Genomic DNA, 20,481 nt, shown 5'->3' on the forward strand with positions numbered 1-20,481 from the left:
GTTATCCTCGTGCCTTAGCCCATGCTCAGGAGCTGGTTGGCTTTTTGTTCATTTTCGTCGACGTTGGTGATGACTTTCATCTGCATCTCAAAACGTCGGGCGTTGGCGATCATATCGACCATGGTTTCTACCGGTTTGACGTTGCTGCCTTCCAGCACGCCAGGCATCACCTGCATGGTGGCATCAGCCTGCAGCGCGGCACCGCGGGTCGCCTGCGTCGACGCAGTAGGCCGGAACATGCCGTCATCACTGCGCTGCAGCTCCTGCCCGGTTGCCCTGACCAGCTTCAGCTTGCCCAGCTGAACCGTGGCGTTCGGTGAATCACCGGCATTCAGCCCGGTGATCGAGCCGTCGGCTGCAATGGTGATTTCAGTGCCCTGCGGGATCACAATCGGACCGCCATCGCCCATCACAGGATTGCCCTGAACCGTCAGCGTACCGGTCGGACTGATTTGCATATTGCCGTTGCGGGTATAGGCTTCGCTGCCGTCAGCGGTACGCACCGCCAGCCAGCCATCCTGCTGCACCGCCACATCGAGCGGACGCTCGGTGTAATCCATCGCGCCCTGACTCATGTCGGCGCCCGGTGTCGAGGCGGCGACCAGCGTACGGGTTGGCAGCGACCAGCCACTCACCGGCACGGCGCGCAGCGCATTCAGCTGTGCACGAAAACCCGGTGTAGAGGCGTTGGCGAGGTTGCTGGCGGTAACCGCCTGCTGATCCAGCGTCTGGCTGGCCGCGCCCATCGCGGTATATATCGCGTGATCCATATGGCAATCCTGTTAGCGAATTAACGTAAGTTAACCAGCGTGTTGAGAATCTGGTCCTGAGTTTTGATGGTCTGCGCATTCGCCTGATAGTTACGCTGCGCGACGATCATGTTCACCAGCTCTTTGCTCATGTCGACGTTGGAAGATTCCAGTGCGCCAGCCGTCAGTGAACCAAAGGTGCCGGTATTCGCCAGACCGATTGCTGCCTGACCGGATGCACTTGACGCAGACCAGACGTTGTCACCCTGTGACTGCAGACCTTCCGGGTTAGAGAAGCTCGCCAGAACAATCTGACCCAGCAGCTGGGTTTTCTTGTTGGAGTAGCTGCCGGTGATGGTGCCGTCATCATTGATCGCGTAGCTGGTCAGATCGCCAGGTGCATAACCATCCTGGGTCGGGCTGCCAAAGGTGGTGGCGCCGGTGTTCTGCTGCAGGCTGCCCAGCATGCTCAGGTTGATCGGCTGATTGGCGACTGCGCCATTGGCTCCGCCCACGTTCAGTGTCAGGCCGACGGTGCCATCGGTAGTCGTGCTGACGACAGCGCCGGTGGCATCCAGCTTAGAGACGCTGGTCAGCTTACCGCTGGTGTCAAACGCCATTCTGAAGTCACCCGCTGAACTGCCGGTGTTGCCATCAATGGTGCGCACGGTCCAGCTGTTGCTGGTGGTGTCTTTCACGAAATACATGTCGAGCGCGTGGTCATTACCCTGCGAGTCGAACACGGTTGCCGTGGTTTTCTTGTTGTAGCTGTCTGCGTTCGCCGTCGAGAAGGTGGCCACAGATGGCGTTTTGTCCGTTGAGTTCAGGTTGGCAACCAGACCGGCGGTAGTGGTCGCGCGGGCTGACATCTGCTCGGTAGGAATACGCAGCGCCACCGGGTTAGCACCTGACTGGATTGTGGCCGGTGAACCGCTGGCCGGATAGCCGGTCACGTTCAGACCCTGGGTGTTGACCAGGTTACGGTTGGCATCCAGCGTTAACTGACCATTGCGTGAATAGAAGACGCCGCCGCTGCTGTCGGTCATACGGAAGAAGCCGTTACCGCTCAGCGCAACGTCCAGGCCACGGCTGGTCGTGGTGGTAGCGCCGTCGTTAAAGTTCTGGATTACCGCAGCAACTTTGGTGCCGAGGCCGACGTTAGAACCGGCAAACATATCGGCAAACGCGATGGTGCTCGATTTAAAGCCCGCAGTGGCGGAGTTGGCAATGTTGTTACCGATGACATCAAGGTTACTTGAAGCAGCACCAAGGCCGCTGACCGCTTGGGAAAATGACATGTGTTTGTTTCCTGTCTACAGGTTAATCAGAGAATCTGACGTACGTCGTCAAGGGTGGCGGAGCCCATGGTGCCGAGATCCAGTTTTGTGGTGTTGTTCGCAGTACTCACCCCATTGACGTAGGCGTAGTTAAGCGGTTGTGCCACCAGTTGTGCGTTGCCATTGCTTGCGGCAATCGCAACGCTGTATTTACCATCCGGGGCGACAGAGCCATCTGTCAGCTTGCCGTCCCACGAGAAGGTGTGCACGCCAGCGCTCAGCGCGCCCAGATCGACGGTGTCGATCACCGTGCCACTGGCATCTTTAATGGTGGCCGATGTGCCGGTTGAGGCGGAGGCCAGCTCAACGCCAAATGGCGTTGTGGTGCCGTTGCCTACCAGAACCTGTCCGCCATTGACCATTACGCCATGCCCAATCAGCGTGGAGCTCTGCAGCGACTGGCTGGTGCTGATCTGGCCGGAGATCGATCCCAGCGTGGTATTCAGTTTTTCAATGCCGCTCAGGGTATTGATCTGTGCCAGCTGCGTGGTGAGCTGGCTGTTATCCATTGGATTGGTGGGATCCTGGTTCTTTAACTGCGTCACCAGCATGGTCAGGAACTGATTCTGCAGATCCTGCGCATTGTTGCCGGTGCCACTGGTGTTAGAAGAGCTAAGGACCGTGGGGTCCAGTCTTTCGTTAACGCCTACCGCGATAGCCATAATTTTTCTCCGTTATTGCCCGATCGTCAGGGTTTTCATCATCATCGACTTCACGGTGTTGAGCACTTCGACGTTGGCCTGGTAGCTGCGTGACGCCGACATGGTGTTGACGCTTTCAGAGACCACATCCACGTTCGGCATCTTCACGTAGCCTTTGGCATCTGCCATCGGATTACCCGGGTCATAGACCAGCTTGGCCGGTGTAGGGTCATCCACGACTCTTGCCACTTTCACGCCGCCGGTGGCTGAGCCTGGTGCCGCATCGGTCTGGAAAACCACCTGCTTTGCCACGTAAGGCTTGCCATCGGGGCCGGTGACGCTATCGGCGTTCGCCAGGTTACTGGCACTGACGTTTAATCGCTGTGATTGCGCGGTCATCGCTGAACCGGCAATGTCAAAAATATTCAGCAAGGCCATAATTATTGTCCTTGTAACACGCTCATCATGCCTTTGATCTGGCTGCTGATGAGGGTGAGGTCGGTTTGATATTTCAGGCTGTTATCCGCGAACTGCGTACGCTCACGGTCCATATCTACGGTGTTGCCGTCGGCAGAAGGCTGGTCAGGAATGCGATAAAGCATATCCATTGATGGCACGCCGTTTGTCTGTGCTTCAATATGGCGAGCTGACGTGACTTTTAACGCCATGCTGCTGCCTTCCGCACGACCATTGGACATCACCCGACTCAGCTCGCTGGCAAAGTCGATATCCCGGGCCTGATAACCAGGGGTATCGGCGTTGGCAATATTTGACGCCAGGATCTCCTGACGTTGAGCACGCAGGTTGAGGGCCTCCGTACCAAATTTCAGCGCCGCATCCAGTTTGTCGAGCATGTTTCCTCCGCGTATGAGAATTTCGAGCTCGCAGCTTAATTTGAAAACGCAAGGGGTCATCGTCTGAATAAGGCCTCAAATGACCGCTATTTTGACAATTAAGGATTTTTCTTAAGGGAGTACACTCGTCGCCATCATCAGTGAGGAAATGCACAATGCGTCGATATCTGACCCTGCTGACCAGCCTGCTGGTCGCGATCGCCCTGCCGGTTTCCGCCGGGGATCTCAATGCACAACTGAATCAATTTTTTAAAGCGCGTGACGCCCAGCATGCTGATGGCATGGTCGTGGTGGTACGCACGCCGCAGGAACAGTGGCCAGCCTGTGAGGCGCCACAGTTCACCCTGCCCGGCAACAGCCGGTTGTGGGGCAATATGAGCGTGGCGGCAAACTGTGGCGAGAACCGCCGTTATATTCAGGTTCAGGTGCAGGTCACCGGTTCCTATCTGGTGGCGAACCGGCTGCTGAGCCAGGGCAGTAGCGTGAGCGAGAGTGATTTCACTCTGCAGACCGGCCGCCTCGATACTCTGCCTGCCCGCGCCCTGCTGAATGCGGACTCGGTGGCAGACGCCGTGGTGCTGCGCGATATCCAGCCAGGACAGCCGATTAATCCCTCCACGCTGCGTCAGCCGTGGCGTGTGAAGGCGGGTCAGAATGTGATGGTGATTGCCAGCGGTGACGGCTTTGACGCCAGCGGTGAGGGCAAGGCGCTGAATAACGCCGCCCGATCGCAGTCGGTCCGGGTCAGGATGGGAAATGGCCAGATTGTCAGCGGTAAGGTACGCGAGGATGGGAATATTCTTATAACGCTGTAAAGTGTTAAAGAAGCCAGTAGTGCTGCCGATAGAAGAATCAACGAAGCGATAACGCTATTCTGATTCAGGTGGCAGACTTCCCCTGACCGTACAGGAGCCCGAACATGAGCATTGACAGAACGCAACCTCTGAAACCCGCCAGCACCGTACAGAGCCGCGATAGCAGTGAGTCCGGCAGCAGCAAAGTGCGCCAGAGCGCCAGCCCGGTGGCAGCAGCCACGACCCCTGCAGCAGCCCAGGTCAGCCTGAGCAGCGCGCAGTCGCAGCTGATGCAGCCGAGCAGCAAAGATATTAACGTCGAGCGCGTTGAACAACTGAAAACCGCCATTCGTAATGGCGAACTGAAGATGGATACCGGCAAAATCGCCGATGCGCTGATTGCCGACACCAAGGCGTATTTAGAGGGTAATTAGTTCCCATGAGTAATTTGCAGACCACCTTAGATAAGATGCAGGATGTGCTGGCGTCGCTGTCAGCCGTGCTGGAAGAAGAGCAGCAGCAGCTGGCAGCCGGAAACATTAACAGCAATCTGTTGCAGCGTATTACCGAAGATAAAAGCGCGCTGCTCAGTACGCTGAACTATCTGGATGAGATGCGCCGCACCGCTGAACAGAGTCAGGCGACATCGGCACCTTATCGTGGTCAGAACGACATGGCGCGCCGCTGGGACACTATCCAGCAGCATAGCCGTCGTCTGCAGGATGCCAATGTTCATAACGGCCTGCTGCTGCAACACCAGATCCGCTACACCCAGGATGCGCTTGACGTGCTGAAGCCGCATCAGACCCAGGCCTTTTACGGCCCGGATGGGATGGGTAAAGGCCAGGCGACGTTAAGTCGCAAAGCCTGAACCGGAAAGTAGCGAAAAAAAATCCCGCCTGGTGCGGGATTTTTTATTGGTGCGTTTTTTCCTTCACCATGATGAGCTTTAAAATTGAGCCTGCACAGGGAACAGGGGCAGATCGGAAAGACGCTAAAGCCAATCCCTGGCCGCTCGGCCCGCGCGATTACGCACCTCATCCCTGAGGTGCGCCCGTTGCCGGGCCAACGCGTTGCGTTGTTCAAAAACGCTCCCGGCGTTTTTGTCCATGGCGCGGGACGCTTTCCTCCTCTGCCCCTGTTCCCTGCGCGTTGAATTTATTTATTGCGGCAAGCTTTACACAGCGGTGCGACGCGCATAGTCGCGCAACCGGAAGCCCAGCAGTCCCAGCGCCAGGAAGTAAGCCCCGCCGCCCACACCACAGACCGCGGCCAGGCGCAGCAGCCGCCACAGCATCGATCCCTGCTCCCAGGCTGGCATCCACTGCAGCATGGCAAACAGCGCACCTGCCATCACCACTACGGCTATCAGCAGGCGGATCAGGAAGCTGCTCCAGCCCGGCTGCGGCATAAAGATATTCTTCTTACGCAGCTGCCAGTAGAGCAGCGACGCATTCAGACAGGCTGCCAGCCCAATCGACAGTGACAGACCGGCGTGTTTCAGCGGACCAATAAACGCCAGGTTCATTACCTGCGTCATGATCAGCGTGATAATCGCGATTTTAACCGGCGTTTTGATGTCCTGACGGGAATAGAAGCCCGGAGCCAGCACCTTGACCACGATCAGCCCCATCAGTCCGACGGAGTAGGCGATCAGGGCGCGCTGCGTCATCAGTGCATCAAAGGCAGTGAATTTGCCGTACTGGAACAGCGCCACGGTCAGCGGGCCGGAGAGCATGCCCAGCGCCACCGCGCTGGGAAGCGCCAGCAGGAAACAGAGGCGCAGACCCCAGTCCATCAGCCGGGAATATTCATCATGGTTGCCGCTGGCAAAACTTTTGGCCAGCGACGGCAGCAGAATGGTGCCCAGCGCCACGCCCAGCACCCCCGAGGGGAACTCCATCAGGCGGTCCGCGTAGTACATCCAGGAGACCGAACCTGAGACCAGAAACGAGGCGAAGATGGTGTTGATGATCAGCGAGATCTGACTGACAGAAACGCCCAGAATGGCAGGTCCCATCTGACGCATGACCCGCCAGACGCCCGCATCACGCAGATTCAGGCGTGGTAGCACCAGCATCCCGAGTTTCTTCAGGTGTGGCAACTGATAGCCGAGTTGCAGCACGCCACCTGCTACCACTGCCCAGGCCAGCGCCATTACCGGTGGGTGGAAGTGCGGCGCGGCAAACAGCGCAAAACCAATCATGCTGACGTTCAGCAGGGTCGGTGCAAAGGCCGGTACCGAGAAGCGGTTCCAGGTGTTCAGCACCGCACCCGCCAGTGACGCCAGCGAAATCAGCATAATGTAGGGAAAGGTCACCCGCAGCAGCGAGCTGGTGAGCGCAAACTTATCGGGACTGTCGGCAAAGCCGGGGGCCGTCACCATGATGACCCAGGGCGCAGCAATCATGCCCGCCACCGTGACCAGCGCCAGCGCCAGCGTCAGCAGGCCCGAGACGTAAGCCAAAAACAGTTTCGTCGCCTCTTCGCCCTGCTTGCTTTTATATTCAGCCAGAATGGGCACGAAGGCCTGAGAAAAGGCGCCTTCAGCAAAAATACGCCGCAGCAGATTGGGAAGTTTAAACGCAACAAAGAACGCATCGGTCGCCATTCCGGCGCCAAACACCCGCGCCACGATGGCATCACGGGCAAAGCCCAGTACGCGGGAAAACAGGGTCATAGAACTGACCGCTGCCAGCGATTTCAACAAATTCATAATTGACGGCGCATCCTGAAAAGAATCGGCAAAAAAGGAGAATTAGCGCGGGCACCCAGAAGATGCCCGGCGACAGTCTACTGCCACGGAGGGAAATGACCAGCACGGAGTGTTACAAGGCGTTATTCCTGCGTCGCCTCACGCCACAATTTTTCCACCACACGCTGCGCCATCAGCGCCTGCTCACCGCTGGTTTCAGGCTTCGTCTGATTTTGTACGCAGTCGATGAAATGGCGAGCCGCACCGCTGAAACCGCGCTGGGTCAGATGACTCTGCCAGGCGGGCGGTGGCGTAATCAGCAGCCCGTCACGCCGTTCTTCCTGCCAGTCGCGCATCTCACTGATGTCGATGCACTTACCGTCACATACTGCGCTTACCCGCTCGCGCTGACTGCCTGCGCGCCGGTGCATGCTGGTGGTAATCGACAAGCCCTCAACAGCGAAATGGTGCTCAGCATAGAGCATCTGCCCCTGTTCGTTGGTGTCGATGCGTCCCTGAACCTGGCGAAAGGGTTTCCCGCCCAGCCAGAGGGCGGTGTCCACCACATGCAGATAGTCATCGAGCAGGGTAAAGCGGAGATCCTGTGGCCCGACGCTGTCGCTACGGTGCTTTTCAATCCGCAGAGAAGCGGCGTCCGCCATCTCCGCCCGTAGCTGCTGATAGCGCGGGGCAAACCGCCGGTTAAACGCCACCATCAGTTTACGCTGCCGTTTTTCCGCCAGCGCCACCAGCGCCTCAGCCTGTTCCAGGGTTTCAGCCAGCGGCTTATCGACGCAGACATCCTTTCCTGCCAGCAGCAGCGCCCTGACCACTTCATAGTGCGTGGCGGTGCTGCTGTGGACAAAGACCGCGTCGCAGGCAGCGGCTAATTCATTCAGCGAACCAAAACATGGCATGCGATAGCTGTCACAGACCGGTCGGGCTTTGGCCTGGTTCGGGGAAAACGCTCCAGCCAGGGTCCAGTCCGTCGCCGCCGACAGCACCGGCAGCCAGGCTTTCTGCGCGATACCGCCTAATCCCACCATGCCAATACGTAAGGTCATCTCAGCTCTCCGGTTGCAGCAGTTGGGTGAGTTGTGTCTGAAGCGCTGCAACCTGCTGTTCCAGCGTTGCGACGCGCGCCGCCAGTTCGCCCTGCTCTTCCGACGCGTCTGCGGCCTGCGGCTGGTCAGGCTCATCGCCCAGCAGATGCATAAAGCGGCTTTCGCGCTTGCCAGGTTCACGCGACAGACGGATCACCTGAGCACTGTCGTCGCGCTGCATCAATCCTTCCAGCGTTTGCTCAACTTCGCTGACATCACTGAACTCGTGCAGACGGCCGCTGCGGGTACGCAGCTCGCCTGGCGTCTGGGGCCCGCGCAGTAACAGCAGCGTCAGCAGAGCGACTTCTGCGCTGTTAAGCTTTAGCGTGCCAAACGCGGAGTTGCAGAAACGCTGCTCATATTTCACGACCCGCTGCCCGGCGGCGCTGCTGGCGGTGATCAGATGCCGTTTTTCCAGCTGATCGAGCTGATCCTGTACCTCACTTTCGCTCAGCTCCATCACCGGCTCGCGGTTCGATTTCTGGTTACAGGCCACCACCACGCCATTCAGCGACAGCGGATACTGTTCCGGCGTGGTGACCTGCTTCTCCAGCAGGCAGCCCAGCACGCGCATCGCCTGCGCCGATAAAGTCATCTTCATGCTCGCATCCTCATTATTATCCACGCCGGTCAGGCGTCCATTCCCGCAGGGTTAAGGCTGTCAGCACGTGATCCTGCCAGCGTCCGTCGATCAGTAGATAATCTTTCGCGTAACCCTCTTTCTCAAAACCGAGTCGCGCCAGCAGATCGCCGCTGCGCTGGTTGTGCGGCATGTAGTTAGCCATGATGCGGTGAATATGCTGCTGGCGCTGCATATAGCGGATTGCCACCTGCAACGCTTCGAACATGAACCCCTGCCCCTGCCACTTTTCACCCAGTGAATAGCCGAGGTAACAGGCATGAAAGGATCCGCGCAACACGTTGCTGAAGTTCGCCACTCCCCTCACTTCGGTTTCATCGCTGTCCATTAAAATGAAATAGAAGGCCGAACCCTGCTTATGCATGTCGGAAATCAGCCCAAGCCGCGCCTGCCAGCCCGAGGGGTAGCAGTGGCTGTCATCACGCACCGGCTCCCACGGTTTTAAAAACAGGCGGTTTTCCGCGTAGTAATCTGCCATTCGCCAGGCATCACGCTCGTGAACCAGACGGACCACCAGCCGATCGGTGGTTAATCGCACCCTGGGCGCGGCAGAACGATAGCCAAACATCCTGACTCCTGAAATCAATGGCTGATAGAGATGAGCCGTCATTACCCGGCTTTCACTATAACCGCCGCCTGGGCTGCGGTAAAACGTTACAGCGGTTTAGTGATAAAGAGGCTGATTTTGCTCGGGTCGCACCGCGGATAACCCCTGCTGCAGGCGGCATCACCAGCGGATCCTGCAGCGCGCCTGACAGGCAGGTTTGCCCTGTGGAGTAATCTCTTCCATACTTTTTACGAGCCCGAAAGCAGGATGAATTGATTCACTCTGTTAAACATTAAACCTGTAAAACCCGGGAGATCAGGATGAAGCTCTATATCTACGACCACTGCCCTTTCTGCGTTAAAGCACGAATGATTTTTGGCCTGAAAAACAAACCGGTTGAGCTGGTGGTAATGCTCAACGACGATGAAGAGACGCCGAAACGACTGATCGGACAGAAAATGGCGCCCATTCTGCAGAAGCAGGATGGCAGCGCGATGTCTGAAAGTATGGAGATCGTACACTATGTCGATCAGCAGGATGGCGAACCGCTGATCATCGGCGCGCTGAATCCGGCGATCGGCGACTGGCTGCGTCACATGAACAGCTATGTCAATAAACTGCTGCTGCCGCGCATTGCAGAGGCGGCGTTTGCCGAATTTGCGACGCCGGAGGCGCGTGACTATTTCCGCAACAAAAAGCAGGCGAGCATCGGTGATTTCGACACGCTGAAAAGTCATTCTGCCGGCCTGATTAAAAACGTCAGCGACGATTTGCGCAAGCTGGACAAATTAATCGCCCAGCCCAATGCGGTGAATGGCGAGCTGTCCGAAGATGATTTTAATCTCTTCCCGCTGCTGCGCTCTCTGACGCTGGTGGCCGGAATCGACTGGCCGAGCCGGGTCGCTGACTACCGCGATAACATGGCCAAACAGACCCAGGTGAATCTGCTCTCCTCAATAGCTCACTAACCCCTCCCGATGAGAGACGCTGCGGCGTTTCTCATCTCTTTCCTGATGACACCCGCTATGCATTCAGGCAGGCTATGGCCTGTTTATTGGCTCTGATATTCAGGATAAAGATCGATGAAAAAGGCTTTTTTCGGGCTGACTGCCCTGTTGATCGCGCTGCTGGTGAGCGGCTGTAATCAACTGACGCAATACACCATCAGCGAACAGGAAGTAAACCAGGCGCTGCAGAAGCACAACAACTATGAGAAAGATATTGGCGTTTCCGGGCTGGTTAATGCGCACATCGTCCTGAACAACCTGACCAGTCAGATTGGCCGTGAAGAGCCAGGTAAAGTGACGCTCTCTGGCAATGCTAAAATCAATGTGACGTCACTGTTTGGTCCGCAGCAGGCCGATATGCAACTGAAGATGCGTGCTCAGCCGGTCTATGACCAGCAGCAGGGTGCAATCTATCTGCGCGATCTGGAAATTGTTGATGCGCAGGTTGCTCCGGAAAAAATGGCCTCCATTATGAAAACGCTGACGCCTTATCTGAATCAGTCGCTGAAAAACTACTTTGATCAAAAGCCGGCTTACGTGCTCAGCGCCGACCGCAGCAAAGGCGAGTCGCTGGCGAAGAAATTTGCCAAAGGACTGGAAGTGAAACCTGGCGAACTGGTTATTCCCTTTACGCAGTAATGCCAGTCAGTTAAGCGACAGGTGACAACGCAGTCTGGTGCCGCTCAGGGGCTGGCGGTCCTCGCGCCGCTGCGCGGTTCCTTCACTTCATTCGCCTGCCTGACGGACCGCCGGGGATGGCACATCCTGTGCCGCCCCGCCTTTCGCGCGCGTCCTGCGGGCTCTCCTGGCAGACTCATTCTGTTCAGCGCTGCGGATTGCCTGCCCCTGCCCGCCACCGGCCTGCTCTGAAACTTAAGTGAATGTTGTCAGAAAGGGCACGAAAGTGGTGGCCTGAGCGCCTCTGCTGCTGAAAGGGCTATCCGCAGCGCTGAGGCGTGACGGTGGGCCAGAAGTCCACGCCGGGAAGCGTGGACAGTTCGGGGCCGGCCAGGGAGGGCCGATCCCCGAACGGTTCTTCGGCACGACGTCAAAGCCGAAGGTACCGCGTGAGCGGCGCGAGGACGGCCCGGCAGCAGCAGCGGTGCACTGGCCCGCACTGCGGCTCGCTCGCCCGGAAAAAAGCTGCCACGTTTGACCGTGACAGCCTTTACGAATCTAATCTTAACTGACCAGCATTACCCTGTTGGGCAGCGGATTTTCTTTATCAGCATAAAAAGCAGGTGCAAACGGTTGCCTGAATCCTTATGCTTAGACCCCGGCCAAAACACGCCTTTTGTTTCCCTTCTGCCGGAGCTTCACTGATGACAGCACAACCTCAGCAACTTACCCTGCGTCGCCCTGACGACTGGCATATTCATCTGCGCGACGATGAGATGCTCAACACGGTCCTGCCCTATACCAGCGCGGTGAATGGTCGTGCCATTGTGATGCCTAACCTGGTGCCACCGGTGACCAGCGTGGCAGCAGGTGAAGCGTACCGCGATCGCATCCTGGCGGCGCTGCCCGCCGAACACGCCTTTACGCCGCTGATGACCTGCTATCTGACCGACTCGCTTGATCCTGATGAGCTTGAGCGCGGTTTCACCTCCGGTCTGTTTACCGCGGCTAAGCTCTATCCGGCGCACGCTACGACGAACTCCAGCCATGGCGTTACCGATATCGCCTCCATTGCCCGCGTGCTGGAGCGGATGCAGAAGCTCGGTATGCCACTGCTGATCCACGGCGAAGTCACCGATGCGCATGTCGACATTTTTGACCGCGAAGCCCGGTTTATCGAAACGGTTATGGTGCCGCTGCGCAGCCAGTTTCCGGCACTGAAAGTGGTGATGGAGCACATTACCACTCAGGACGCCGCAGAATATGTTGCCGCCGCCGATGAGACGCTGGGCGCGACCATTACCCCGCAGCATTTGATGTTTAACCGCAATCACATGCTGGTGGGCGGTATTCGTCCGCACCTCTATTGCCTGCCGATTCTTAAACGCAACGTGCATCAGGAAGCATTGCGCAAATTAGTGGCGAGTGGTCATCCGCGCGTCTTCCTCGGCACCGACACAGCACCGCATCTGCGTCATCTCAAAGAGGCCAGTTGCGGCTGCGCGGGGGTATTTAATGCGCCAGCGTCGTTACCCGCTTACGCCACCGTTTTTGAAGAGCTGAACGCGCTGGAACATTTTGAAGCGTTCTGTTCGGAGAATGGCCCGCGTTTTTACGGCCTGCCGCTGAATGAAGGGACGATTACCCTGGTGCGTGAGTCCTGGCAGGTGCCAGAGTCCATCGCGCTCGGCAGCCATTCACTGGTGCCGTTCCTGGCGGGTGAAACACTAAACTGGCGCATCGCATAATTTTACTTGCCTCCGGCCTGCTGATACTGTAAATATATACAGTATCTTAAACGGAGGCTGTTATGCGCGTTGAAATTACCGTATCAAATACCCGACCTCTTCCTGCTGGTGCGATAGAAGCGTTGAGCGATGAATTATCGCGCCGCATTGATGAACAGTTCCCTGACTCGACCAATCACGTCAAGGTACGTTATGCCAGTGCCAATAATCTCAGCGTGCTGGGCGGTGGAAAAGAGACGCGCGACCAGATCAGCGAGATCCTGCAGCAGACGTGGGAAAGCGCTGACGACTGGTTCAATACTGATTAACCGCCACTGTGCTTTTTTTCCGGGTGTCGCCACCCGGTTTTTTTATCTTTTCTCCCCTCTCGCACTTACCCCGTCCTGCATCTAGACTCTTAATGATCAATGCCCTATCCTTGCGCTCGTCACGCATAACAGGAGGTGCGACACCATGACTACTGATAAACCGGAAGAGGCGATGACCTTTGGTGAGTTGTTAGCACTGATTGGTGATCAGAAGCGTCGTTTAACGGTGCTGGAAAATGCCTTTTCCAGTCTGATATTCTGTCTTGACGATCGTGCCAGTCAGCTACTGGTACACAATCTGTCGCTGGAAGCCCAAAATCAAAACCATGATGAGCAGCTTCAGCAGCACTTTGCCCGTCTGGCAGAAACACTGCAAAAACGCGGCGGCGGCGTAGTGCCAGAAACGCCGGCTCTCTGAGTCCGCTCACGCGGCTAAGCCCGCTTTTTGCCTGTCTTTTGACTGCTGATAAAAATGCCTGCCCGTCAGGCATTTTATTTTTTTACGCCCGCCTTTCAAACGCAAATATTCTGTGAGAAGCTGACTCACGGCATTTTTTAAACAGTGATACCCTCGTTTACTGTTATAATTGTTTCGCTATTGGAATAAAAAAGCCGCATTGAACCTCATCATGCACTTCGTTTAACGAGTAATAAGGAGGTTATAATGGACAGAAGAAAAGATGTTATACAGACTCACCCACTGGTGGGCTGGGATATCAGTACCGTTGACAGCTATGACGCCATGATGATCCGCCTGCACTCGTTGTCGTCGCAGGATCAAAAAGAAGAAGAAGCGGATGTTGGCCCGACATACTGGCTGACAACGGATGTGGCAAGGCAATTTATCTCGATCCTCGAAGCAGGCATCGCCAAGATAGAATCAGCCGAGCAGATAGAACGACTCCTCAAAAAGCATTAATTTCTGCCGCATCAAAGAGGCGCCCTCAGGGGTGCCTTTTTCGTTTCTGTTTCTGGTATGCTTTTGATTATCTGTCTCTTAGAGCGTAGTTACCATGATTTATGATCTTATCGTCGTTGGCAGCGGTTCCGTGGGCGCGGCGGCAGGCTACTATGCCACCCAGGCGGGTTTATCAGTGTTAATGATCGACAGCGCCCATCCTCCCCATAATCAGGGCACACATCATGGCGAGAGCCGGCTGATTCGTCACGCCTATGGTGAAGGTGAACGCTATGTTCCCCTGGTCCTGCGGGCGCAAACGCTGTGGGATGAGCTGGAACAGCGTGCCGGTGAGCGCATCATGCATCGCAGTGGCGTACTTAACCTCGCCCCGAATCAGTCGCCGTTTATTCAGAACGTCATCGACAGCGCGACCCGCTGGCAGCTCAATATTGAGGTGATGCAGCCAGATGACGTGCGCAAGCGCTGGCCACAAATCAATGTGCCTGAGGGCTATCTGGGCGTATTTGAGCCGCAGTCCGGCTATCTGAAATGTGAACAGGCGGTACGCAGCTGGATCCAGCTGGCGGAGCAGGCGGGCTGCGCGCAGCTGTTTAACTGCCCGGTTTCAGAGCTGGGTCGCGATGGCGATCTGCAGCAGGTCACTACCCTGGATGGCGTCTACCGGGGCCGCAAAATGTTGATCAGTGCGGGCACATGGGTTGGCAAATTAGTTCCTGACCTGCCGGTCGCGCCCACCCGCAAGGTGTTCGCCTGGTATCAGGCAGATGGCCGCTACAGTGAGAACAATAAGTTTCCCGGTTTTACGGTGGAAATGGGCGATGGCAGCCAGTTTTATGGCTTCCCGGCGGATAACAACGCCCTGAAAGTGGGTCGTCATGATGGCGGTCAGCTGATGCAGCAGCCTGAGGATCGTAAGCCTTTTGGCGCGGTGGCGGCCGATGGCAGCGAAGCTTTTGGATTCCTCCGTCAGTTTTTACCTGGCGTCGGTGTCTGTCTGCATGGCGAAGCCTGCAGCTACGATTTTAGCCCGGATGAAGACTTTATAATTGATACCCTGCCGGGTGAACCAGACCGCTTGTTAATTACCGGGCTCAGTGGACACGGGTTTAAATTCGCCAGCGTATTGGGCGAACTGGCTGCAGAATTTGCCCAGCAAAAACCGTTCTCTTTTGATCTGACACCCTTCCGCCTCTCACGTTTCTGACTCGATAAAGGGTGGTATCAGCCTGATGCCGCCCGACTGACAGACTTTGACGAAAATTGACTCTTACTGACATAAAGTCAGAATATATTTCGCCCTTTTGGTTAATTCCGGCTCTTTTTAGTTAACGACCAGCGCCTCACAAATAACTCATTCAGTAATATTGCGCATTTCACACCTGATTTATTCAACCTTTTCACAATATAAAATTAAAGTTATAGAAGCGTAAGGATGATTGCTTTTATATTTCATAATGTGGATGCTTATTTCAGATTATTACTTCATGAAAACCTCATTATGTTATTACGTAATTCATCTCATCAGTTTGGCCTGGTTGCCGTGCTGCTGCACTGGTCGATGGCGCTGGCAATTTACGCCATGTTTGCGCTGGGATTATGGATGGTCGGCCTCGGCTATTACGACAGCTGGTATCACGACGCGCCTGAGATCCATAAAAGCATCGGCGTGATCCTGTTGCTGACGCTGATCGTTCGCCTGCTGTGGCGCGTTATTTCACCGCCGCCAAAACCGCTTAGCAGTTATTCCCCGCTGGTACGCATCAGTTCGGTGGTGGCCCACCTGTTACTGTATACCCTGCTGCTGGCGATTCTGATCAGCGGCTATCTGATCTCCACCGCCGATGGCAAACCCATCTCGGTATTCAGCTGGTTCACCCTGCCCGCGCTGTTCAGCGGTGCTGGCGAACAGGCTGATCTTGCGGGCGACATTCACCTCTGGCTGGCCTGGACGGTTGTGGTCCTGTCACTGCTGCATGGGCTGGCTGCGGTAAAACATCACTTTATCGATCGCGATATCACCTTAAAACGGATGTCGGGTTTGCGTTTCACCTCTCCCTCTGAAAAGGATAAATAATATGTTTAAAAAGACCCTGCTGGCGATGACCGGTGCCAGTCTGCTGCTCGGCTCACTCACCGCCTCTGCCGCTGACTACAAAATCGATAAAGAGGGCCAGCACGCCTTTATTCAGTTCCGTATCCAGCATCTGGGTTACAGCTGGCTCTACGGCACCTTTAAGGATTTTGATGGCCGCTTTACCTTTGATGAGAAGAATCCTGCCGCAGATAAAGTCGACGTCACCATTAACACCAGCAGCATCGATACTAACCATGCTGAACGTGACAAGCACCTGCGCAGTGCCGACTTCCTGAACACCAGCAAAAACCCGCAGGCCACGTTCAAATCCACAGCGGTGGAAAAAGAGGGTGATGAGCTGAAGATTACTGGCGATCTTACGCTGAATGGCGTGACCAAACCGGTAACGCTCGAGGCGAAAATGCTGGGTGAAGGTAAAGATCCGTGGGGCGGCTACCGCGCTGGCTTTGAGGCTGAAGGGGAAATTGCACTGAAAGATTTCAACATCACCAAAGATCTGGGGCCAGCTTCGCAGAAGGTTCAGCTGATGATTTCGGTTGAGGGTGTACGCCAGTAAAACAGTAAGCCGCCTGAAGCTGACTTCAGGCGGCCACGCTTATTTCTTCAGCGGCGAGGGAATGGTCATGTTTAACAGGCCACGCGACTTGTTAAAGATTTTGTTGCCATTTTCACGTCCTGCCCGACGCGCGCGCTGCTCTTCCGGTGAGAGCTTCGCCTCTTCCTGGCAGATCGGGCTACAGCAGTTCTCAAACTTCTCCGCGCAGCTTTTGCACTGAATAAACAGCAGATGACAACCGTCATTGACACAATTAACGTGGGTATCACAGGGTTCGCCGCACTGATGACAGTTCGACAACACATCGTCAGAGATCCGCTCACCCATCCGCTCATCAAAAACAAAGTTTTTGCCTTTGAAACGTACCGGTAATCCCTGCTCACGGGCACGTCGGGCATACTCGATGATACCGCCCTCAATGTGATAGACATCTTCAAAGCCGTTGTGCCGCATCCAGGCACTGGCCTTTTCACAGCGGATCCCGCCGGTGCAGTACATCACGATCTTTTTGTCTTTCTGATCCTGCAGCATCTCAACCGCCATCGGCAGCTGATCGCGGAAGGTGTCAGCAGGCACTTCCAGCGCATTATCAAAGCGACCCACTTCATATTCGTAGTGGTTACGCATATCCACGAACAGGGCGTCAGGATCGTCCAGCATGGCGTTTACGTCCGCCGCTTTAAGATACTGACCCACATCGCTGGCATCAAAACTGTCGTCTTCGATACCGTCCGCGACAATGCGGTCGCGCACTTTCAGACGCAGCACCCAGAACGATTTACCATCATCATCCAGCGCAATATTCATCCGCAGGTTGTTCAGCGCCGGATCAAAGCCATACAGCCATTCTTTCATCTTTTCATACTGGCTGGCTGGCACGCTGATCTGCGCATTGATGCCTTCGTGGGCCACGTAGACGCGACCAAAGACCTTAAGAGCTGTCAGGCCAAGATAGAGCGCGTCACGGAATGCTTTGGGATCGGCAATCTGGAAATATTTATAAAAAGAGACAGTGGTGCGCGGCTCGGTTTCAGCCAGCATGCGCGCCTTCAGCTCTTTATTGGAAACGAGGTTATGTAACACTGGCATGGTGTTCGTCCTGTTATCAATAGAAGAAATTTAGCGCGCACATGATACCTGATTTCACCGGGATGCAAAGGCCAGTGACCAGATTGATCGCCTGTTGCCGTTTTTTGCAGCAACATTGGACTATTAACCTTTGTTCATTGATGGCACGTTCCGATAGTGATATTTAAGCGCACGTCAAAAACTGGCACAATGGCGTAAATCAACGAGATATCAGCACCGCACGGTGCGCGACGCAGGAAAATTAACCTTCACATGACTCAGTTGCCTCAGTTTTCACGAGAACTGCTCCACCCGCGCTATTGGCTGACCTGGCTGGGTGTCGCTTCTCTTTATCTTTTGGTGCTACTTCCTTATCCCCTGCTTTATGTTCTCGGCTGTAATATTGGCCGCATTGGGATGCGTTTTATGAAACACCGCGTCAGTATTTCCCGGCGTAATCTGGAATTAAGTTTTCCGGATATGCCGGTAAATGAACGCGAAGCGATGGTTAAACACAATTTCGAATCGGTCGGCATGGGATTAATTGAGACCGGTATGGCGTGGTTCTGGCCTGACTGGCGCATCAATAAATGGCATACGCCGTCGGGGCTGGAGCATATTCAGCAGGCGCGCGATAGCCAGCGCGGCGTGCTGCTTATCGGCATGCATTTTCTGACGCTGGAGATTGGTGCACGCATGTTTGGTATCCATAACCCTGGCATTGGCGTCTATCGCCCGAATGACAACAAACTGATCGACTGGCTTCAGGTCAAAGGTCGGATGCGGTCAAATAAAAGCATGCTCGATCGTAAAGATCTCAAAGGAATGATCCGCGCACTGAAACAGGGTGACATTATCTGGTATGCGCCCGACCACGATTATGGCCCGCGCAGCAGCGTCTTTGTCCCCTTCTTTGGCGTGGAAAAAGCGGCCACAACGGTGGGCACCCATCTGCTGATCCGCACCGGTAAACCGGCTGTCATCCCTTTTGTGCCGCGTCGTCTGCCTGGGGGTCGCGGCTATGAACTGATGATACTGCCTGACATCAGCGGCGAATTTACGCTGGAAAGTGATGTCGCAACCGCAACCAGAATGAATCAGGTTGTTGAAGAGGGTGTGCTGCTAGCACCTGAACAGTATATGTGGCTCCACCGCCGCTTTAAAACGCGCCCCGAGGGCGAACCCTCCCGTTATTAATCTGTTCGCGCTAAATGTCTGTCAGGCATTTAGCGCGTTTTACTCCCCTCTTAAATAAATCACTCATGGCTGACTCAGCCTGTAAGCGAAACCGCAGGTCCAGTAATTAATAAACACCTATATTCATAATATAATTTCTCTCTGTTTAAATTTAAAAAAGCTAATCAATTAACAGGACGGCAGGCGGCATTCAGCCTGTTTCGCTATTTATTAATTAATATTGCAGCGAGTGCTATTAAATCTGTTATGGCGCTGATTATTCTGCACGCCAGGCCTAATCCTATTTAGCTGGTCTTAACGGTGTCTCACCGCTTATGAATCGATAAAAATTAACTTATTTTACAAGCGATTGCCTTGCTGATTTAGCTTATATTCCATTTTACATTTTTTTAACACCCCGATAGACCATTATGGAATTTGAACTCATTAATGCTTATCGGTAGTTTCGTTTGTAACAGTCAGGCCTTTAAGGGCTCTGGCCAGAATTATAAAAAAGACAACACAGCAAACCTCTAATGGGACAGTTAATATGAACAAAGGTCTCTACTATTACGTTACAATCGGTACCGATCAGGAAAATTATCACTTTCTTCATCGTAAAGGGTGCAAGCGTATGCCTGATAAAGAAGAGGTCATATTTATCGGCACGTTATATAATTTGAGTCAGGCCCTCTCCATCGCCAGAATTAATTTTAAGAAAGTTAAGCCATGTATAAAATGTTGTATCCGCTACTCAGCCCCCGTGATTCATGAGTCCGTTCAACCGGTTTTGCATTTCCCGCAAAAGATGATCTGACCCTGACTGGCGGGAAATGGCTTATTTCCCGCCAGTTGCACCGGCCTGACCTTTCCCTCCTTCAGATTTCGTCTATCCTTCACTGAAATCAAATAAATCCATAGTCAAAGACCCGTGAAGGAGAAGAGCGATGAGCATGTACAGTACCTTAGAGGAAGCCATCGATGCTGCACGTGAAGAGTTCCTCGCTAACCACCCGGAGCTTGAGGAAGGGGATGCATCAATCAGCCAGTTTGGTCTGCAAAAGTATGTGATGCAGGATGGCGATATCATGTGGCAGGCTGAATTCATGGCAGAAGAAGGTGAAGCAGGCGAATGTCTGCCTTATCGTAGCGGTGAAGCGGCACAGGCCATTTTTGATGCAGATTTTGACGAAGTTGAACTACGTCAGGAGTGGTTAGCAGAAAATACCCTGCACGAGTGGGATGACGGCGAGTTCCAGCTGGAGCCGCCGCTGGACACCGAAGAGGGTGAAGCCGCCGCGCAAGAGTGGGAAGATGATAACAGCGATTCCGATCGCAGTTACTCGTAAGGACCGTGGCTGGCATCCACCGGTAACAACAGGGTATCAACCACCAGCGACAGCGGCAGGTCGAGGATCGTCAGGACCCGCCATCCGCTGTCGCGAACATCCCACTGTACGCCGGGATAGTACTGATTACCGTGCCCCTGCCCGGGAATGGTACGGCTGATAATACTGCCGCATCCGCTTAAGCAGAGCACAGCCGCGACGATAACAGCCGCCTTTAAGCACCCTTTCACCACACATATCCGCCATGAAGAAACAGCCATTGAGATCGTCACGC

Annotated in this window: 26 protein-coding genes; 15 read left to right on the plus strand and 11 right to left on the minus strand. The window is 54.9% G+C overall.

The annotated features are described in order from the left end of the window. Window positions 1-14: 14 nt before the first annotated feature. Genes ACVKSX_RS05780 through flgB form a run of 5 tightly spaced genes read right to left on the minus strand, consistent with a single transcriptional unit; the run spans window position 15 to window position 3,581 of the window. Window positions 15-770 carry a flagellar basal body rod protein FlgF gene (locus tag ACVKSX_RS05780; RefSeq protein ID WP_010669843.1) on the minus strand — a complete coding sequence of 252 codons (756 nt, stop codon included), beginning with the start codon at window positions 768-770 and terminating at the stop codon, window positions 15-17. Between the two features lie 20 nt (window positions 771-790). Then, window positions 791-2,047, minus strand: coding sequence for a flagellar hook protein FlgE (flgE, locus tag ACVKSX_RS05785; RefSeq protein WP_033766926.1), 1,257 nt, complete (start codon window positions 2,045-2,047; stop codon window positions 791-793). A 26-nt stretch (window positions 2,048-2,073) separates the two neighbouring features. Next, a complete protein-coding gene (gene flgD, locus ACVKSX_RS05790) occupies window positions 2,074-2,748 on the minus strand; it encodes a flagellar hook assembly protein FlgD (protein WP_061901582.1) in 675 nt (224 codons plus the stop codon). Window positions 2,749-2,760: 12 nt separating this feature from the next. Then, window positions 2,761-3,165 carry a flagellar basal body rod protein FlgC gene (gene flgC, locus ACVKSX_RS05795; protein WP_013357440.1) on the minus strand — a complete coding sequence of 135 codons (405 nt, stop codon included), beginning with the start codon at window positions 3,163-3,165 and terminating at the stop codon, window positions 2,761-2,763. A gap of 2 nt (window positions 3,166-3,167) precedes the next feature. Continuing rightward, complete coding sequence (gene flgB, locus ACVKSX_RS05800; RefSeq protein WP_009090882.1) at window positions 3,168-3,581, minus strand: flagellar basal body rod protein FlgB; 414 nt, start codon at window positions 3,579-3,581, stop codon at window positions 3,168-3,170. A 155-nt stretch (window positions 3,582-3,736) separates the two neighbouring features. On the opposite strand from flgB, the gene flgA reads away from it, so the two are divergent. The 3 genes from flgA (at window position 3,737) to flgN (ending at window position 5,246) form a co-directional block, all read left to right on the plus strand. Beyond that, a complete protein-coding gene (gene flgA, locus ACVKSX_RS05805; RefSeq protein ID WP_010246373.1) occupies window positions 3,737-4,396 on the plus strand; it encodes a flagellar basal body P-ring formation chaperone FlgA in 660 nt (219 codons plus the stop codon). A 104-nt stretch (window positions 4,397-4,500) separates the two neighbouring features. Further along, window positions 4,501-4,809 carry a flagellar biosynthesis anti-sigma factor FlgM gene (flgM, locus tag ACVKSX_RS05810; RefSeq protein WP_010246375.1) on the plus strand — a complete coding sequence of 103 codons (309 nt, stop codon included), beginning with the start codon at window positions 4,501-4,503 and terminating at the stop codon, window positions 4,807-4,809. A 5-nt stretch (window positions 4,810-4,814) separates the two neighbouring features. Next, complete coding sequence (flgN, locus tag ACVKSX_RS05815; protein WP_010246377.1) at window positions 4,815-5,246, plus strand: flagellar export chaperone FlgN; 432 nt, start codon at window positions 4,815-4,817, stop codon at window positions 5,244-5,246. A gap of 306 nt (window positions 5,247-5,552) precedes the next feature. Here flgN and murJ read toward each other — a convergent pair whose 3' ends face one another. From murJ to rimJ, 4 genes are all read right to left on the minus strand, one after another. Then, window positions 5,553-7,091 (minus strand): murein biosynthesis integral membrane protein MurJ, encoded by a 1,539-nt coding sequence (gene murJ / locus ACVKSX_RS05820; protein ID WP_010246379.1) that lies wholly within the window; start codon window positions 7,089-7,091, stop codon window positions 5,553-5,555. Between the two features lie 122 nt (window positions 7,092-7,213). After that, window positions 7,214-8,134 (minus strand): Gfo/Idh/MocA family protein, encoded by a 921-nt coding sequence (locus tag ACVKSX_RS05825; RefSeq protein WP_132498401.1) that lies wholly within the window; start codon window positions 8,132-8,134, stop codon window positions 7,214-7,216. Between the two features lies 1 nt (window position 8,135). Continuing rightward, window positions 8,136-8,774, minus strand: coding sequence for a YceH family protein (locus ACVKSX_RS05830; protein WP_187511872.1), 639 nt, complete (start codon window positions 8,772-8,774; stop codon window positions 8,136-8,138). Between the two features lie 16 nt (window positions 8,775-8,790). Beyond that, window positions 8,791-9,381 carry a ribosomal protein S5-alanine N-acetyltransferase gene (gene rimJ, locus ACVKSX_RS05835; RefSeq protein WP_010246386.1) on the minus strand — a complete coding sequence of 197 codons (591 nt, stop codon included), beginning with the start codon at window positions 9,379-9,381 and terminating at the stop codon, window positions 8,791-8,793. Between the two features lie 299 nt (window positions 9,382-9,680). Between rimJ and grxB the strand changes: the two genes are divergently transcribed. From grxB to ACVKSX_RS05880, 9 genes are all read left to right on the plus strand, one after another. Further along, on the plus strand, window positions 9,681-10,328 hold the full coding sequence (gene grxB, locus ACVKSX_RS05840; protein ID WP_354438480.1) for a glutaredoxin 2: 648 nt from the start codon (window positions 9,681-9,683) through the stop codon (window positions 10,326-10,328). A gap of 114 nt (window positions 10,329-10,442) precedes the next feature. Continuing rightward, on the plus strand, window positions 10,443-11,006 hold the full coding sequence (locus ACVKSX_RS05845; protein ID WP_010246390.1) for a lipoprotein: 564 nt from the start codon (window positions 10,443-10,445) through the stop codon (window positions 11,004-11,006). 683 nt (window positions 11,007-11,689) lie between these two features. Then, window positions 11,690-12,733 carry a dihydroorotase gene (gene pyrC / locus ACVKSX_RS05850; RefSeq protein WP_163762923.1) on the plus strand — a complete coding sequence of 348 codons (1,044 nt, stop codon included), beginning with the start codon at window positions 11,690-11,692 and terminating at the stop codon, window positions 12,731-12,733. A gap of 62 nt (window positions 12,734-12,795) precedes the next feature. Then, window positions 12,796-13,041 carry a DNA damage-inducible protein I gene (dinI, locus tag ACVKSX_RS05855; RefSeq protein ID WP_010246395.1) on the plus strand — a complete coding sequence of 82 codons (246 nt, stop codon included), beginning with the start codon at window positions 12,796-12,798 and terminating at the stop codon, window positions 13,039-13,041. Window positions 13,042-13,186: 145 nt separating this feature from the next. After that, on the plus strand, window positions 13,187-13,459 hold the full coding sequence (locus ACVKSX_RS05860) for a hypothetical protein (protein WP_010246397.1): 273 nt from the start codon (window positions 13,187-13,189) through the stop codon (window positions 13,457-13,459). 246 nt (window positions 13,460-13,705) lie between these two features. Further along, the gene (gene bssS, locus ACVKSX_RS05865; RefSeq protein ID WP_010246399.1) at window positions 13,706-13,960 is read left to right on the plus strand and encodes a biofilm formation regulator BssS; all 255 of its coding nucleotides are present in this window, start codon (window positions 13,706-13,708) and stop codon (window positions 13,958-13,960) included. A gap of 94 nt (window positions 13,961-14,054) precedes the next feature. Further along, complete coding sequence (solA, locus tag ACVKSX_RS05870) at window positions 14,055-15,167, plus strand: N-methyl-L-tryptophan oxidase (protein ID WP_022625882.1); 1,113 nt, start codon at window positions 14,055-14,057, stop codon at window positions 15,165-15,167. A 294-nt stretch (window positions 15,168-15,461) separates the two neighbouring features. After that, complete coding sequence (locus ACVKSX_RS05875) at window positions 15,462-16,037, plus strand: cytochrome b (RefSeq protein ID WP_029519566.1); 576 nt, start codon at window positions 15,462-15,464, stop codon at window positions 16,035-16,037. Window position 16,038: 1 nt separating this feature from the next. Then, window positions 16,039-16,614, plus strand: a complete 576-nt coding sequence (locus ACVKSX_RS05880; protein ID WP_022625884.1) for a YceI family protein — start codon at window positions 16,039-16,041, stop codon at window positions 16,612-16,614. A gap of 39 nt (window positions 16,615-16,653) precedes the next feature. Here the strand turns inward: ACVKSX_RS05880 and trhO are convergent, their stop codons facing one another. After that, entirely contained in the window at window positions 16,654-17,703 is a 1,050-nt protein-coding gene (gene trhO / locus ACVKSX_RS05885) for an oxygen-dependent tRNA uridine(34) hydroxylase TrhO (protein ID WP_010246407.1), read from the minus strand. Between the two features lie 252 nt (window positions 17,704-17,955). Between trhO and ACVKSX_RS05890 the strand changes: the two genes are divergently transcribed. The 3 genes from ACVKSX_RS05890 to ACVKSX_RS05900 all read left to right on the plus strand — a co-directional run bounded on the left by ACVKSX_RS05890 (window position 17,956) and on the right by ACVKSX_RS05900 (window position 20,207). Further along, window positions 17,956-18,879 (plus strand): Kdo(2)-lipid IV(A) acyltransferase, encoded by a 924-nt coding sequence (locus tag ACVKSX_RS05890; protein ID WP_010246409.1) that lies wholly within the window; start codon window positions 17,956-17,958, stop codon window positions 18,877-18,879. 529 nt (window positions 18,880-19,408) lie between these two features. After that, complete coding sequence (locus tag ACVKSX_RS05895) at window positions 19,409-19,675, plus strand: hypothetical protein (RefSeq protein ID WP_010669830.1); 267 nt, start codon at window positions 19,409-19,411, stop codon at window positions 19,673-19,675. 130 nt (window positions 19,676-19,805) lie between these two features. Then, on the plus strand, window positions 19,806-20,207 hold the full coding sequence (locus tag ACVKSX_RS05900; protein WP_010246413.1) for a MysB family protein: 402 nt from the start codon (window positions 19,806-19,808) through the stop codon (window positions 20,205-20,207). Here the strand turns inward: ACVKSX_RS05900 and ACVKSX_RS05905 are convergent. Next, entirely contained in the window at window positions 20,198-20,437 is a 240-nt protein-coding gene (locus tag ACVKSX_RS05905) for a YceK/YidQ family lipoprotein (RefSeq protein ID WP_033767370.1), read from the minus strand. The genes ACVKSX_RS05900 and ACVKSX_RS05905 overlap by 10 nt on opposite strands. Between the last annotated feature and the right edge of the window lie 44 nt (window positions 20,438-20,481).

The sequence above is a fragment of the Pantoea sp. PvP021 genome, assembly GCF_054056055.1.